We start from the raw sequence: 15,806 nt of genomic DNA, 5'->3' as shown, positions 1-15,806 counted from the left end.
AAACCCGGCCAAACGGCGTTATAGTTCTGCGTTCGGAATTGGGTGAAAATAAAGAGATAGAGTATTTCGTGTTTCGAAGAAGGCGGAAGTGCTCTGGGCTCAGGTGGAGAAGAGGTGAACCTGCCCCTGCCAGAAACGGGCAACGGAGAGCTTCCCACTGCGGAAGGCGCGGGTATCGAGATTCAGCCGCATCGGCTGCACATCCGGCTGGTCACCCGGTGTGTGTCCGTGCACGACGAGTTTTGGCAACGGCAGCGAGCTCTCCAGGAAACGCTGGCGGATGAAGGCTAGGTCATCATCCGCTTGCTCTTCAAGTGGCACGCGCGGGTCGATGCCCGCATGCACGAAGACGATGTCGGGCGTATCGAGCATGATCGGCATGGCGCGGATGAAATCGATGTGCGTGTGCGGCAGCGACTGGCGGATGAACGCGTCGAGCTGCGCACCGGAGCGGAAGAGTAGCGGCAGATGATCGGGATCGAGACCGTAGGATCTCAAAAGCTCGGCGGCACCCATGGTCATCCAGTCATCATAAGATGCCCAGCCGTCGATATAGTCCAGCATGACGATCTCATGGTTTCCCGCAAGGCAGATGCGCTCGAAGCCCTCCGGCGTCGGGTCCATGAGATGGCTGATGACATGCGCCGATTGCGGGCCGCGGTCGATATAGTCACCGAGCATGACGATCAGCTTCCTACCCGGCAGACGCTCCGCATCGCGCACAATCGCCTCTTCGGCTTTCTGCAGCAGATCGAGGCGCCCATGTACGTCGCCGATGGCATAGGTCGGGATTTCGGCTATATCCATGCTCAGGCGCGGACGCGGCTGACGTCCAGCCTTCGAACCCTCGCGGCTTCGTGCAAGCGAATCGCTCATCATCATTCCTGATCAATTGGGCGTCCCTTAACCATACGTAGAGCATACGGCAAGGCGATCAAGCTGGTAAGAAAATTCAGCCGGTCGGGCTTTTGAGGAAAAACCGGCCTTACATAAGCCGATGCAATCACGCACTTTTTAACATCGGGAAAGAGTGGCAGATGGGCACCGTATCGCAGTTGCACGACAATGTACGCCCTCCGGCGCACCGCATCGAGACCGAAGAAGAAGCGGTTTCCACGGCTCGTGAGCTTGCGGTCGCCTTTCGCCGACAGGCAAGCGAGCGCGATATCAACCGCCTTATGCCCAGCGCCGAACTCGATACGCTGTCGCAATCCGGCCTGACGGGGATCACCGTGCCCGCGGAATATCAGGGGCTCGACATTTCCAACGCCCTGCTCGCCGAGATCGTCGCCATTATCACCGAAAGCGATGCTTCCATCGGCAATGTACTGGCGGCCCATTTCCGCGTCCTGGAGGGACTGCGCAATCAGTCTTCGGAAGAGCTGAAGACCGACCTCTTCACTCGAGCCCTGGATGGCGACCGTTTCGCCGCGACCCGTTTTGCCGATCAGGCAAGCCTCGTTACCGAAGGCTCCGGCTTTCGCCTGACGGGCCGGTCGGAACAAGCCGCAGCCATTCTTTTCTCCGACTGGATCGCCGCAGCGGCGATCGACCCCGGCGGCCGCAGGGTGACGCTCCATCTCCAGCGTGACAGCGACGAACTGCAGACGGTAGATGATTGGGATGCCTTTGGCCTGCGCACCAACGGCACGGCAACATTGATTGCAGGCAAGCTGCATGTGAATGCCGATACCGTCACCACCGCCTTATCCAGCGATCATGCTACGGAAAAATCCCTCGGCCTCCTGTTACAGGCGGCTGTCGGCCTCGGTATCGCCCGCGCCGCCTTTGCCGACCTGCTCATGATGGTGAAAGACCCTGCGGCCCTCTTTGACAAGATCGGCTGGCGCGCCGTCAGCATCGAAACCGCGACCGGAGCGCTGGAACAGGCAGGCCGTAAGCTTGATATCGCCCAGGTAAGCCCCGCCGAAGCAGCCTTGGCGGAAGCGTATTTCTCCACCGCATCCGTCTGCCTTTCGGCAACCGATGTGGCACTGGCCACGGCAAATGCTCTTTTCGAACTGGCACGCGGCGCGACGGGCAGCATAGCGCTCAACCTCGACCGTCACTGGCGCAATGCCCGTATCCACGACATGACGATAGAGCGCGAGCCGCTATTGAAGGCAGCTGGCGCGCATATTCTGAGAATCCGCGAAAGCTGAAGCAATTCCAGCAGAACTGCGCAGTGGCTTGCGTCCGGAATTGGGGAAGCAAAGGGAGTGCGGATCAGCTCGCAACGGAAGCCGGCAGCTTCTCTTCGACCGTTTCGATGCCGCCGCCGGCAACAAACTGTTCGAGCGACATATTGTCGAGAATGGCGGCGATCGCGTCCCGGACTTCGGTCATCGAGCGCCGCACCTGACAGGTCTCGGGATCGGCGCAATCGTCGCAAGCCTCGTAAGCCGTACGGCTGGCACAGCGGATCGGCGCGAGCGGCCCGTCCAGCGTGCGGATAACATGGCCGATACGGATTTCCGATGCAGGCCGCGAGAGCGAATAACCGCCGCCCGGCCCCTTCTTCGATCGCAGGATGCCGACATTGCGCAGTTCGAGCAGGATCGTATCGAGGAACTTCTTCGGGATGTTGTTGCGCGAAGCAATATCGTTGATGAAGGCAGTCTCGCCCGGCGCCAGCCGCGCCAGATCAACCAGCGCCTTCAATCCGTATTTTCCCTTTTTCGTCAACATCTCGGTCGCCCTGCCCTTCGCGGCATTATGCTTCTGTAATAACAGGGAAATAGAGTCAAAACCATGAAGAGACAACAAAATAACTCGTTTTTATAGGTTATTTGGCGATTTATGTTGCCGTTAACCACTCTTTTGAAGTCTCCCTATGTTTTGCAATTTCGGCATGCCGGTCCCACACCGACAGATCGATGCGAGACCGGATACCGCGGCAGCTAAACCGTCTTCAGCATGCCGCCGTCGACGAAATAGGTCGAACCGATGCTGTAGCTCGACCGGTCGGAGCAGAGGAAAACGAAGAAGTTCGCGAGTTCCTCGGGCGTGCCGAAGCGCTTGGAAGAGGCATGCTCATCCGCCACACTTTGCAGGTAACCCTCCCAGTCGCCGCCGGTTTCAGCCGTCAGCTGCTTGGCAGTCTTGATCCAGTCGGGTGTCAGAATGAGGCCGGCATTGACGCAGTTGACGCGAATCTTGTCCTTCACCAGCTCGGTGGAGAGCGCCTTGGAAAACATCATCAGCGCCGCTTTGGTAACGTTGTAGATCGGCTCGTACCAGAGTGGCTGCACCGCGCAAATCGAGGCATTGTGGAGGATGACGCCGCCACCGCGTTTCTTCATCTGTGGCGCGATTCCGCGAGCGAGACGCACGGCCGCCATGACGTGCAGATCCCAATAGGCCTGCCATTTCTCGTCCGGCGCTTCCATGACCGTCTCATTGGAACCGGTGCCGGCATTGTTGATGAGAATATCCGCTCCGCCGCGTTCGGCGGCGGCCGCGATGATCGCCTCCGTACCCTCCACGGTCGCGACATCACTTTCGACCGCAACCGCGCTAACGCCATATTTGCCGGCGATGCGCGCAGCCTCGGCGTCCAACCGCTCGCGTCCGCGTGCCGATAGCACAAGATTAGCGCCCTCCGCCGCCAGCCCTTCGGCGATGGCAAGCCCAATGCCGACGGAACCACCGGTGATGACGGCAGTCTTTCCCTTCAATCCAAGATCCATGAAATCCTCCCAATGCGGCTGGCAGACCCAGCCGATGCGCGACTCTTCCGGCATTGGTTCTGCCCGTCAAGTCGTGACAGAAAATCATCGGCATCGAAACCGATCCCTCTTGCCGCAGGCTGCGTTCTGTCGCATGCCTGCAGGCAGATTGTGGGGAGCTTTACATGCGACTTTATTCAGCTTGCATCGAATGGCTGTTCGCCGAGGAAGGCGACATCTTTGCCGACCGCATCCACCGCGCCCATGCCGCCGGCCTCAAGGCCATCGAATTCTGGCGCTGGACGGATAAGGACCTCGGCGCGATCGAAGCCGCATTGAAGGAAACCGGCCTCAAGGTGACGAGCCTCGTCGCCGAGCCGATGATCGCGCTGACCAACGCCGCCAATTGCGAGACCTGGCTGAAGGGCCTTGCCGATTCCGTCGCCGTTGCGAAACGTCTCGGCGCACCGATCCTGATCGCGCAGGCTGGCGACGATCTCGCAGGCTTCACGCGGGATGAACAGCGTAAGGCACTGACTGAAACGCTAGGGGCTGGCGCCGACATCCTCAAAGGTAGCGGAGTGCGCCTTGGCGTCGAACCGCTCAATATCCGCATCGACCATATCGGCTATTTCTTGGATTCCACCCGCGAGGGGTTGGATATCGTCGATGATGTCGCCCGGCCGGAAATTGGCATTGTCTATGATATCTACCATTCTGCCGTCATGGGCGAGCGCACGGAAGATGTTCTGGCCGGCCGCATCAATAGCGTTTTCCACGTCCACGTCGCCGATCATCCGGGCCGCAACGAGCCAGGCACCGGAACGATCGATCTCGCCCACCGCCTGAACTGGATTTTTACCAACGGTTATGCCGGCGCCGTCGGACTGGAATACAGGCCGACCAGACCGGGTGCGGACGCAGTCAAGGCCGCAATAGCGACGATGGCTTGACATCAGCGTAGCCGGTCGCTGATGAGACCGGCTCACTTATCGGGCAGGCACTGTGCCGCGCTGAATGCGCTCCGCCTCGACCTGTCTTGGATCGATCGCCGCAGGCGCTTTGCAGGGGCCTGCCGACCGACGCTCGACAATGCGCGAAGCGATCATCACGCGCCGGGCGGGCATGCCAGGCAGACGCGGATTTTCGATCCGCTCCAGCAGCAGCCGGAGGCCGACGGCCCCGCCCTCCTGCCCTTCCATCTTCACCGTCGTCAGCGGCGGCGAAATCTGCGTAGCTGGCGAGAAGTCGCCGAAGCCGACGACAGATACATCATCGGGAATGCGATAGCCCTGCCCCAGCAATTCAGAAACAACCGTGAGCGCCAGTCCGTCATGGGCGCAGAAGAAGGCCGTCGGATGAATACCCTTTTCCTTCAGCTCCCGAAACGCCTCGCCGAATCCGATCTGCTCGTCGAACCGCAGCACATGCAGCGAGACGTCCTCGCAGCGCTCGGCGATCTCCCGCGCCCCGTAAAAGCGCTCACGCCTGCCACGGAAACCTGGGGTGCCGTTGACATAGCAGATCGACCGGTGGCCGAGCCCGATGAGATATTGAAGCACCGCCTGGCCTGCCTCATGGTCCGTGCCGGTAATCTGATCTGCCTGTTCCAGAGGATCTACCCAGCCGAAACGAACGATAGGCACGCCGGTCGCCGTTGCCGCGACGATCGCCTCCCGGTCATGCGGGCCGACCAACAACAGCCCGGCGCAGGAACGCGCCAGTTCCTCAAGCTGATCGGAACTATGGGTCCAGCGGATACGCAGCGCCATGCCGAGCCTGTGCGCCTCACGCTGCACGCCGTTCTGGATCTGCATGTAGAGCTCACTATTGACGGCGTCGAGATCGTGGAAGACCACGGCGATATCGTTCGTCTGCGATTGGCCGGTGGGACGCGTATAGCCTAACCGCTCGGCCGTCGCGCGGATCAGCGCCCGCGTCTCCTCACTGACGCCGCTCTTGCCTGCCAGCGAGCGTGAAACCGCATATTTCGAGAGTCCGACCTCTCGCGCGATCGTCTGTAAGGTAACTCGCCCCCTGCTTCCCACTCTCCACCTCAATATCTTGTCCGGCATTCGGTGCGCTTCGCTACACCTTTCCGACCGGAACTGCAAATTCTTGCACTAACAAAACATAACGCTTTACCTAACAATATCCAAATGTATTCTCTTCGTTATCCCAGCCTGAAAGCAAAAAAAACGATAAGGGCTTTGGATTTTTGGAGGAGAACCCTATGATCAAGCTGAAACGTCGCGCGTTTCTGGCCGGAACCTCGGCCGTTCTGATCCTGCCGGCTCTGCCGGTTTTCGCCGCCGACTTCAAGGAAGCGGACATCCTGAAAGACAAAGTTTCAAGCGGCGCGCTGCCGGCCCTGAAGGACCGGCTGCCAGAAAACCCGCTCGTCATCAAACCGGTGGAAAGCGTCGGCAAATACGGCGGCGACTGGAATATGGCGCTCGTCGGCGGCGGTTCGCTGTCCATGCTGTTCCGCTACCAGGCCTATGAACCGCTGCTGCGCTATACGCCCGACTGGTCCGGCGTGACTCTGAACGTCGCCGAAGCCTTCGATGGCAATGCGGATTCCACGGAATATACCATCCGCCTGCGCAAGGGCATGAAGTGGTCGGACGGCCACCCCTATACCACAGCTGACGTAAAATTCTGGTACGACACTATCCTGACCGACAAGCGCGTTGCCGTCACCGGCCAGGGCCACTGGAAGACCGCCGGCAAGCCCGCGAAGCTCGAAATCGTCGACGAACAGACGTTTAAAGTTATCTTCTCGAAACCTAACGGTATGTTCCCGTTACAGATCGCCTGGGCCAATAGTGACCACACGACGCGCTGCCCCAAGCATTATCTCGAGCAGTTCCACATCGACTATAATCCGAAGGCCGACGAACTCGCCAAACAACGCGGCTTCGAAAGCTGGATCGCCGCCTTCCAGTCCGCCTCCGGCTTCCAGGACGACAACGCCTTCTTCCTGAATTCCTCGAAGAAGCCTTGCCTGAACGCCTGGATGTTCACGATCGCCCCCGGCGAGAACACCGAACGGGCCATCGCCGAACGTAACCCCTTCTACTGGAAGGTGGATACGGAAGGTAACCAGCTCCCTTATATGGACCGCATCGTCTATCAGATGGTCGCCGACCCGCAGGTGCTGCTCTTGAAGGCCATGCAGGGCGAAATCGACCTGATGGATCAGTATATCGCGACACCGAACAACAAGTCGGTGCTCTATGATGCGCGCGAGCAGGGAAAATATGATTTCTACACGCTGACTTCGACCGAAGCCAACGTGATGAACTTCATCTTCAACCTGAACCACAATGACGAGACCAAGCGAAAGCTCTTCCGCAACAAGGATTTCCGCGCAGCACTCTCCATGGCGCTCGACCGCCAGGCACTGATTGATGCCGTTCTCGTCGGCCAGGGTGCGCCTGCCCAGCCTTCGATCAAGCAGGGCGATCCGCTCTACAATGAGCAGCTCGCGACGCAGTTCACGAACTACGACGTCGACAAGGCAAACGCCATGCTCGACACGCTCGTCCCGAAGCGTGACGACCAGAACTTCCGTCTGGACGAGAAGGGCCGTCGCCTGACGGTGATCTTCGAGATCGACCAGGCGCGCGCCGTCTTCCTCGATCTTTTCCAGCTGGTCATACCGATGTTCCAGGCTGTTGGTATCGATGCGCAGATGCGCACCATGGACCGTTCGCTCTGGGAGACCCGTGTCCGCCAGGGCCGCGATTTCGATGCGACGGCTCACCAGTTCGGTGCCAATGGCGGCGTAGCTGCCATGCTCGACCCACGCTACTATGTGCCGACGGATTCAAACGCCATGTATGCCCCGGCCTGGCAGCTCTGGTATCTCGACCGCAACAATCCCAATGCGGAAGAACCGCCGGAGGAGACGAAGAAGCAGCTCGAGCTTTACGACAAGCTGAAATCGACCTCCGACCCAGCGGGTCAACAGGAGATCATGAAACAAATCCTGCAGGGTGCCGCCGACAACTTCTACGTCTTCGGCATTTCCCTGCCACCGGATGGCTACGGCATCGTCAAGAACAACATGAAGAACATCACCAAGACCATGCCGAATTCCTTCGGCTGGCCGACGCCCGCTCCCACCATGCCGGAGCAGTTCTACAAGGTCTGATGGCCTGAAATAGCTTGATGCATTGCAGGCGCCGGTCCCATCGGCCGGCGCCAAGGCCCCTCTTTTGCCAATGATTGGATGAAGTCGATGCTCGACGCCAGAAGACAGAATACCGACACGTTGCGCACACCGGATTGGTTCAAGACCGCAACGCGCTGGACCCAGCTCACTTTCGTAGAGGACGATCCTGAGAAATACGATCCGGCCTTCTGGGTCGATGTCTTCAAGCGCACCAAATCCAACGCCGTGTGCCTCAGCGCCGGCGGCTACATCGCCTATTATCCAAGCGAAGTGCCCTATCACTATGTGAGCAAATATCTCGGCGACAAGGATATTTTCGGCGCGCTCGTCGATGCCGCCCGTAAGCTCGATATGCATGTCATGGCCCGCGTCGACCCGCATGCTATTCACGATGATGCCGCCAAGGCGCACCCCGAATGGGTGATGATCAATGCCGACGGCACGCCGCGCCGCCATTGGGCCTATCCCGATGTCTGGGTCACCAATGCCTATGGCGATTACAACACCGTCTTCATGCCGGAAGTGGTCAAGGAAATCGTGCGCAAATACGACATCGACGCCATCTTCGCCAATCGCTGGCAGGGCCATGGTGTCGATTACAGCGAAGATAGCGCCCGCCGCTTCAGAGATATGTTCGGCCATGATCTGCCAAAGACGCCGAATGCCGAAGACCCGGCTTGGCAAGCCTGGGTGCAGTGGCGCCGCCGGGTTCTGACCGACATGATCGCCCAGTGGGACGATGCGGTCAAAGCGATCCGGCCGCATGCGAGCTTCATCCCGAATATGGGCGGCGCTTCGCTGATGGAATTCGACCTCTCGGTCATCGCCAGACATTGCCCTTTTCTCGTCGTCGACCATCAGGGCCGCAAGGGCCTCGAGCTCGGCTGGTCGGCCGGCCGCAATGGCAAGCGCATCCGCGCCACCTTCCCCGACCGCCCGGTGGTCCTCATCACCTCGATCGGTCCGGAAGAGGAATATCGCTGGAAGGATGCCGTCACCTCCGGCGAGGAAATGCAGCTCTGGATCAATGATGGCACGGCCCATGGCCTCTACGCCTGGTTCACCAAATTCAACGGTGTCGTGCCGGACAAGCGCTGGGTCGAACCGGTCGCCGACTCCTTCGCCCTGCAGGCCGCCGTCGAACCGATTCTCGAAAGCATGCACCCAACCGCCGAAATCGCCGTCATCGACCCCTCGACGACGCTCCGACATTGGGCGCCGGAAGAGCGCCACGGCGCCGAAAAACATGATCTCGGTTTCTATCATGCCCTCGTCGAAGCCCGCCTCCCCTTCGAGCTTCTTTCGGACCAGGTTCTGACCAAGGAAAATCTCGACCGCTTCAAGCTGATCATCCTCGCCAATGCCTCCTGCTTATCGGATGCACAGAACGAGGCGATCCGCGCCTATGTGGAGCGTGGCGGCAGCGTTGTCGCATCCTACGAAACCTCGCTTCGCGACGAATTCGGCAAGAAGCGCAGCGAATTCGGCCTGTCCGATGTGCTCGGCGCCAGGTTCGTCTCCGGTCCGCGCGGCATCGTCAAGAACACCTACGTCGCGCTCTCGGGCGATCACCCGATCAATCAGGGCTACGAAGGCGCCGAGCGCATCATGGGCGGTACGCGCCTCATCCATGCCGACGCGACCGGCAATGCGACGACGCCATTTCTCTATGTGCCCGATTTCCCGGACCTGCCGATGGAAGAAGTCTATCCGCGCAAGGCACCGGAAGGCGCTGGCGTCATCGCCCGCGAAACCGGCAAGGGCGGCCGTACGGTCTACATTCCCTGGAATATCGGCGAGATCTTCTGGGAAGTCTTTGCCGTCGACCACGGGAGGCTGATCGCCAATGCTGTCCGCTGGGCACTAGGCAAGACCTCACGCGTCACCGTGGAAGGCCCCGGCGTCATCGACATGGCGCTTCGTGAAAATGCCGAAGGCATTGCGGTCAGCCTCTTCAATCTCACCAATCCCATGATGATGAAGGGCCCAATACGCGAAAATTACCCTCTGGCGACCCAGACGGTTTCAGTGGAAATTCCTCGGGGCAAATCGGTGGCAAAGGCATGGCTTGTCGTGACCGACCGCGCCGCAAACTTCAGCGTCAGGGATGGCCGCGCGCAGGTGGAGGTGCCGGGCATCGAGCGGCTGGAGGTGCTGCACCTTACCTGGAAATGAGGTGAGGAGACTAGGAGGAGCGCTTTCGGCCTGGAGGGGCCGAAAGCGGATGGAGATCCGAAGGAAGCGCCTGGCCGGGCGCTCTCAACGGGAGGAGAAACAATCTGATGCTTGGCTATATCTTCAAGCGCGTGCTCTACATGATCCCGACCCTGATCGGCATGTCGCTGATCTCGTTCCTGATCATCCAGCTGCCGCCGGGCGACTATCTAACCTCGATGATCGCGACGATGAGCGATAGCGGCCAGGCCGTCGATCCGGCGCAGATCGAGCGGTTGAAAGAGATCTACGGCTTCGATGATCCCTTCTATATCCAGTATCTCAAATGGATGTGGGGCATCGTCAGCCGTGGCGATTTCGGCTGGTCTTTCGAATGGAACCAGCCCGTCTCCGGCCTCATCTGGGCGCGCATGGGCTCGACGTTAGTCATCTCACTGCTCAGCCTCCTCTTCGTCTGGATCGTCGCCCTGCCGATCGGCATCTATTCGGCCGTGCGCCGCCATTCGGTCGGCGATCACGTCTTCACCTTCTTCGGCTTCATCGGCCTTGCGGTGCCGAACTTCATTCTGGCGCTGACGCTGATGTACATCGCCTATCGCTACCTCGGCCAAAGCGTCGGCGGGCTTAATTCCCCCGAATTTGCAGAGGCACCCTGGAGTCTTGCCAAGGTCGGCGATTTCCTCGCTCATCTCTGGATCCCGATCATCATCATCGGCGCCTCAGGCACGGCTGCCCTTATCCGCATCCTGCGCGCCAATCTGACGGACGAGCTGCACAAGCCCTATGTCATCACCGCGCGTGCAAAGGGCCTGCCCGAATACAAGGTGATCATGAAATATCCGGTACGCATTGCGCTCAACCCCTTCGTCTCTGCAATCGGCTGGGTGCTGCCGCACCTCGTCTCGGGTGTGACGATCACCGCCATCGTCCTGAACCTTCCGACCGCAGGTCCCCTGCTCTTCCGCGCGCTGGTCTCGCAGGACATGTATCTCGCCGGCAGCTTTATCCTGCTGCTCTCGGCGTTGACCCTCGTCGGCATGCTCCTATCGGACCTGCTGCTCGCGCTGCTCGATCCGCGCATCCGGTTCAATTGAGGAGGCGCCGATGACGCACGAAACATTCGGAACCCATAAAGGTCCTTTGAACGTCACCGCCGACGGTCCGTCGATCAGCCCGTTGAAACAGGGCAAAACCGTCTCGACCGCCGCCGTCGGTCCCTGGCGGCTGATTGCCGGTAAGCTGATCCGCCAGAAGGTGGCGATGTTCGCCGGCGTGATCATCCTGCTGCTCTATCTCATCGGCCTCTTTGCCGAATTCCTGGCTCCGTCTCTGCCCGCGACCTCCAAACCGCAATATACCTATGCGCCACCGCAGGGCCTCAGCTTCTTCGTCACCAAGCCGGACGGCGGCTCCCAATTCAATTTCCACGTAAAGGGTTACAAGGTGGAAATCGACAAGGTGGCGCTGCGGCGCACCTTCGTTGTCGATGACACCAAGGTCGTACCGGTCGGCTTCTTCGTCAGAGGTCCGGCCTATTATCTCTGGGGCCTGATCCCGATGACCACGCATTTCTTCGGTCCGATCAATCCCAACGATCCCATGTACCTGCTCGGCGCCGATCGTCTCGGCCGTGATGTGCTTACGCGGCTGATCTATGGCACCCGCATTTCAATGTCGATCGGTCTCGTCGGCGTCGCCATGTCACTGGTGCTCGGGGTTGTCCTCGGCTCCATCTCCGGCTTCTACGGCGGTTGGGTAGATACGCTGATCCAGCGCGTGATCGAGGTCGTGAGCGCCATGCCGACCATCCCGCTTTGGCTCGGCCTTGCAGCAGCGATCCCGCTCACATGGTCGCCGGTCAACGTCTACTTCGTCATCACCGTCATCGTCTCGCTGCTTGGCTGGACTAGCCTTGCCCGCGAGGTGCGAGGCCGCTTTCTGGCGCTGCGCAGTGAGGATTTCGTCACCGCCGCGAAACTCGACGGCTCAAGCGAAGCAAGGCTGATCTTCCGCCATATCCTGCCCTCGCTGACGAGCCATATCCTCGCCGTGGTCACTCTTGCCGTGCCGACGATGATCGTCGCCGAGACCTCGCTATCCTTCCTCGGCATAGGCCTCAAGCCGCCGGTCGTCAGCTGGGGCGTGCTGCTGCAGGACGCCCAGAACATCCGCACGGTCGCAACCGCGCCCTGGCTGCTGATCTGGCCGTCGCTCGCTGTCGTAATTGCCGTCCTGTCCTTCAACTTCTTCGGCGACGGCCTACGCGATGCAGCCGATCCCTATGACAATTGAGGAGGAAGCCATGACCGATCTTCCTGATGACGTTGTTCTCTCGGTTGAAAACCTCTCGATCGATTTCCGGCTGCGCACACATATCCTGCACGCCGTCGAAGATGTCAGCTTCCAGCTAAAGCGCGGCCAGACGCTCTGCCTCGTCGGGGAGAGCGGCTCCGGCAAGAGTGTCACGGCCCGCTCGCTGCTGCAGATCGTCGACAAGCCCGGTACCATCGTCGGCGGCCGCATCCTGTTGCGCAGTGGCAGCGAGATCACCGATATTGCCACACTACAGCCCGGCAGCCGCGCCATGCGGGAGATCCGCGGCCGGCGTATCGGCCTCATTTTTCAGGAGCCGATGAGCTCCCTATCGCCGGTCCATACGATCGGCTCGCAGATCGTCGAGGCAATCCGCCTGCACAGCAATCTCGACAAGAAGGCGGCCCGCGCCCGCATGGTCGAACTGCTGCGCCAGGTGGAAATACCCAATCCCGAGAAGATGGCCAACCGCTATACGTTCGAGTTCTCGGGCGGCATGCGCCAGCGCGCCATGATCGCCATGGCGCTAGCCGGCAATCCCGATATCCTGATCGCCGACGAGCCGACCACCGCGCTCGACGTGACCACGCAGGCCGAAATCCTCGATCTCATCAAGCGCCTGCAGGTCGATCGCGGCATGGCAATGTTGCTCATCACCCACGATATGGGCATTGTGGCCGAAGTGGCGGATGAAGTCGCCGTTATGCGCTTCGGCCATATTGTTGAGCGCGGCCCGGTCGATGCGATCTATCACGCCGCTACCCATCCCTATACGCGCCAACTGCTGGCCTCGACTGTGAAGCTCACCCATCATATCGAAGGCAAGCTTCCAGCCATCGCTCTCTCATCGGAAGCACCGCAACCAATCCTGTCAGTGCGTAATCTCGGCAAGACCTTCGGCTGGCACGGCAATGCCAATATGCTGCGCGCCGTCGATGACGCCAATTTCGACCTCTATCCCGGCGAAAATCTCGGTATCGTCGGCGAAAGCGGTTCCGGCAAGACCACGCTCGGCCGCCTGATCCTGCGCACTGTGGAGCCGACGACCGGCACAGTGCTTTACCGCGGCAAGGATGGCAGCGAGACCGACGTCACCAAGATAGGCAAGAAGGAGTTGCGTAATTTCCATCGCGAAGTCCGCCTCGTCTTCCAGGATCCCTTCGCCTCACTCAATCCGCGCATGACCGTCAAGGAAGTGATCGGCGACCCGCTCATCGTCAACGGGCTTGCCAAGGGCAAGGCTCTTGAGGACCGTGTCGCCGAACTGATGCGCCTTGTCGGCCTCGATCCGATGGGCATGGAGCGTTATCCCCATGCCTTCTCGGGCGGTCAGCGTCAGCGCATCGGCATTGCTCGCGCCCTTGCCCTCGATCCACGCATCATCATCGCCGATGAAGCAACCTCGGCGCTCGACGTCTCCATCCGCAGCCAAATCCTCGACCTGCTGCTTGATATCCGTCAGCGGCTGAACCTGAGCTTCATCTTCATTTCCCACGATATCTCCGTGGTACGCTACTTCTGCGACCGCGTGGCCGTCATGCATCGCGGCAAGATCGTTGAACTTGGCGAGGCCGAGCAGATCTGCACCGCGCCGCAGGAAGCCTATACGAAGAGCCTCATTTCAGCCGTTCCCAATCCCGACCCACGCGACAAGCGCATGCTGCACCGGCATCGCTTCATCGCTCCAGCTAATGCCTGAGGATGTTCCAGTGCCGAAATTTTCCGCCAATCTTTCTTTCCTCTATCAGGATCTTTCCTTCCTGGACCGCTTCGCCGCCGCCGCAAAGGACGGTTTTGGCGCGCTCGAATATCTCGGCCCCTATGCCGAACCGAAGGAAAAGGTCGCCGATGCGCTCCAGGCAAACGGCCTGAAACAGGCGCTCTTCAATGTGCCTTCGGGTGATTGGGCCGGTGGCGAGCGCGGCATTGCCTGCCTGCCGAACCGTATAGGGGAATTCCGCAATGGAGTCTCACTGGCGCTCGACTACGCCAAGGCGCTCGCCTGCCCGCAGGTCAACGTCATCTCCGGCCTCGTGCCTGATGGTGCCGATCTCGAAACTCTGGAAAAGATGCTGGTCGAAAATCTGAAGTATGCCGCCGAACGCACGGCCGATGCCGGCGTGAAGCTGCTGATCGAACCGATCAATCTGCGCGATATTCCCGGCTTCTTCCTGTCGAACACCGATCACGCCGAGCGCATTCTCGAAAAGGTCGGCTCCGACAATCTCTACATCCAGTATGATTTCTACCACATGCAGATCATGCAGGGCGACCTGATCCCGACCTTCATCCGGCTGAAGGACAAGATCGCCCATGTGCAGATCGCCGACAATCCCGGCCGCAACGAACCCGGCACGGGCGAGATCAACTACACCTTCATCCTCTCCGAACTCGACCGCCTCGGCTACGACGGTTGGGTCGGCTGCGAATACAAGCCGAAGGCCGGTACCAGCGAAGGGCTCGGCTGGATGAAACCCTATCGGAAGTGAGCGTAACATGAATATCGGTTTTATCGGACTGGGCGTCATGGGCCGCCCGATGGCGGAACACCTGATTGATGCCGGCCACACGCTGCATCTGAGCCGCGTGAAGGAGGCCTCCCAGCATCTCGTCAGCAAGGGCGGCAAGGCCGCTCATAGCGCCAAGGCTGTCGCCGAAGCCTCAGACATCATCATTCTGATGCTGCCGGATACGCCTGATGTCGAAGCGGTTCTCTTCCGCGAAGATGGCGTGGCCTCCGGCCTGTCCGCCGGCAAGCTGATTGTCGACATGAGCTCGATTTCCCCTGTCGCCACTCAGGATTTTGCTAAACGCATCGAAGCGCTCGGCTGCGACTATCTCGATGCGCCCGTCTCCGGCGGCGAGGTCGGCGCCAAGGCCGCCTCGCTGACAATCATGATCGGCGGCAAGGAGCAGGCTTTCGAGCGCGCCCGGCCGCTTTTCGAAAAGATGGGCAGAAACATCACGCTGGTCGGCGGTGTCGGTGACGGCCAGACGGCCAAGGTCGCCAACCAGATCATCGTCGGTCTCACCATTGAGGCCGTCTCAGAAGCCCTGCTCTTTACCAAACGCGCCGGCGCCGATCCCGCCAAGGTGCGCGCTGCCCTGATGGGTGGTTTTGCCGCCTCCCGGATTCTCGAAGTCCATGGCGAGCGCATGGTCAAGGAAACCTTCGACCCCGGCTTCCGCATCCGCTTGCACCGCAAGGATATAACGCTTGCCGTCGATGCCGCCCGCGCGCTCGATCTTTCGCTGCCGAACACGGCCTCCACCCAACAACTCATGAATGCCGCGATCGCTAATGGCGACGGTGAACGCGACCATTCCGCCCTTATCCGCACGCTTGAGCTCCTCGCCGGAGGGCCGCGCTAGATCACGACCACCTAGAACACCCGGACCACATCTTCGATTGCCTCCTGCCGGAGCCTTTTCTCCGGACGGCGAAGCCATGTCCGGACATCGATAGAGAA

General features: G+C 60.2%; 13 protein-coding genes. 9 read left to right on the top strand and 4 right to left on the bottom strand.

The features are described 5' to 3' along the window. Positions 1-99: 99 nt before the first annotated feature. Entirely contained in the window at positions 100-876 is a 777-nt protein-coding gene (locus tag EV281_RS12085) for a metallophosphoesterase (protein ID WP_132653346.1), read from the bottom strand. Positions 877-1,037: 161 nt separating this feature from the next. On the opposite strand from EV281_RS12085, the gene EV281_RS12080 reads away from it, so the two are divergent. Next, positions 1,038-2,162, top strand: coding sequence for an acyl-CoA dehydrogenase family protein (locus tag EV281_RS12080; protein ID WP_132653345.1), 1,125 nt, complete (start codon positions 1,038-1,040; stop codon positions 2,160-2,162). A gap of 64 nt (positions 2,163-2,226) precedes the next feature. Here the strand turns inward: EV281_RS12080 and EV281_RS12075 are convergent, their stop codons facing one another. Both EV281_RS12075 and EV281_RS12070 read right to left on the bottom strand, forming a co-directional pair. Beyond that, positions 2,227-2,688, bottom strand: coding sequence for an Rrf2 family transcriptional regulator (locus tag EV281_RS12075; protein ID WP_132653344.1), 462 nt, complete (start codon positions 2,686-2,688; stop codon positions 2,227-2,229). 212 nt (positions 2,689-2,900) lie between these two features. Beyond that, on the bottom strand, positions 2,901-3,689 hold the full coding sequence (locus tag EV281_RS12070) for an SDR family oxidoreductase (protein ID WP_132654266.1): 789 nt from the start codon (positions 3,687-3,689) through the stop codon (positions 2,901-2,903). A gap of 164 nt (positions 3,690-3,853) precedes the next feature. On the opposite strand from EV281_RS12070, the gene EV281_RS12065 reads away from it, so the two are divergent. After that, positions 3,854-4,621: a TIM barrel protein gene (locus tag EV281_RS12065; protein ID WP_132653343.1), complete on the top strand. Its 768-nt coding sequence runs from the start codon at positions 3,854-3,856 to the stop codon at positions 4,619-4,621. A gap of 36 nt (positions 4,622-4,657) precedes the next feature. Here EV281_RS12065 and EV281_RS12060 read toward each other — a convergent pair whose 3' ends face one another. Continuing rightward, positions 4,658-5,716 (bottom strand): LacI family DNA-binding transcriptional regulator, encoded by a 1,059-nt coding sequence (locus EV281_RS12060; RefSeq protein WP_132653342.1) that lies wholly within the window; start codon positions 5,714-5,716, stop codon positions 4,658-4,660. A gap of 185 nt (positions 5,717-5,901) precedes the next feature. Here EV281_RS12060 and EV281_RS12055 point away from each other — a divergent pair, with 185 nt between their 5' ends. The 7 genes from EV281_RS12055 to EV281_RS12025 all read left to right on the top strand — a co-directional run bounded on the left by EV281_RS12055 (position 5,902) and on the right by EV281_RS12025 (position 15,708). Continuing rightward, positions 5,902-7,827, top strand: coding sequence for an ABC transporter substrate-binding protein (locus EV281_RS12055; RefSeq protein ID WP_132653341.1), 1,926 nt, complete (start codon positions 5,902-5,904; stop codon positions 7,825-7,827). 87 nt (positions 7,828-7,914) lie between these two features. Continuing rightward, positions 7,915-10,023 carry an alpha-amylase family protein gene (locus EV281_RS12050; protein ID WP_132653340.1) on the top strand — a complete coding sequence of 703 codons (2,109 nt, stop codon included), beginning with the start codon at positions 7,915-7,917 and terminating at the stop codon, positions 10,021-10,023. Between the two features lie 107 nt (positions 10,024-10,130). Further along, positions 10,131-11,117 (top strand): ABC transporter permease, encoded by a 987-nt coding sequence (locus tag EV281_RS12045; protein WP_132653339.1) that lies wholly within the window; start codon positions 10,131-10,133, stop codon positions 11,115-11,117. 10 nt (positions 11,118-11,127) lie between these two features. Beyond that, on the top strand, positions 11,128-12,315 hold the full coding sequence (locus tag EV281_RS12040; RefSeq protein ID WP_132653338.1) for an ABC transporter permease: 1,188 nt from the start codon (positions 11,128-11,130) through the stop codon (positions 12,313-12,315). Between the two features lie 10 nt (positions 12,316-12,325). Next, on the top strand, positions 12,326-14,035 hold the full coding sequence (locus EV281_RS12035; protein ID WP_132653337.1) for an ABC transporter ATP-binding protein: 1,710 nt from the start codon (positions 12,326-12,328) through the stop codon (positions 14,033-14,035). Between the two features lie 10 nt (positions 14,036-14,045). Continuing rightward, the gene (gene otnI, locus EV281_RS12030; RefSeq protein WP_132653336.1) at positions 14,046-14,825 is read left to right on the top strand and encodes a 2-oxo-tetronate isomerase; all 780 of its coding nucleotides are present in this window, start codon (positions 14,046-14,048) and stop codon (positions 14,823-14,825) included. Positions 14,826-14,832: 7 nt separating this feature from the next. Beyond that, the gene (locus EV281_RS12025) at positions 14,833-15,708 is read left to right on the top strand and encodes a 2-hydroxy-3-oxopropionate reductase (protein WP_132653335.1); all 876 of its coding nucleotides are present in this window, start codon (positions 14,833-14,835) and stop codon (positions 15,706-15,708) included. The last annotated feature ends 98 nt before the right edge of the window (positions 15,709-15,806 follow it).

It is taken from the genome of Rhizobium sp. BK418 (genome assembly GCF_004341105.1).
In the GTDB taxonomy this organism is placed as follows: domain Bacteria; phylum Pseudomonadota; class Alphaproteobacteria; order Rhizobiales; family Rhizobiaceae; genus Rhizobium.
This window is presented reverse-complemented; position numbering and strand designations above follow the sequence as displayed.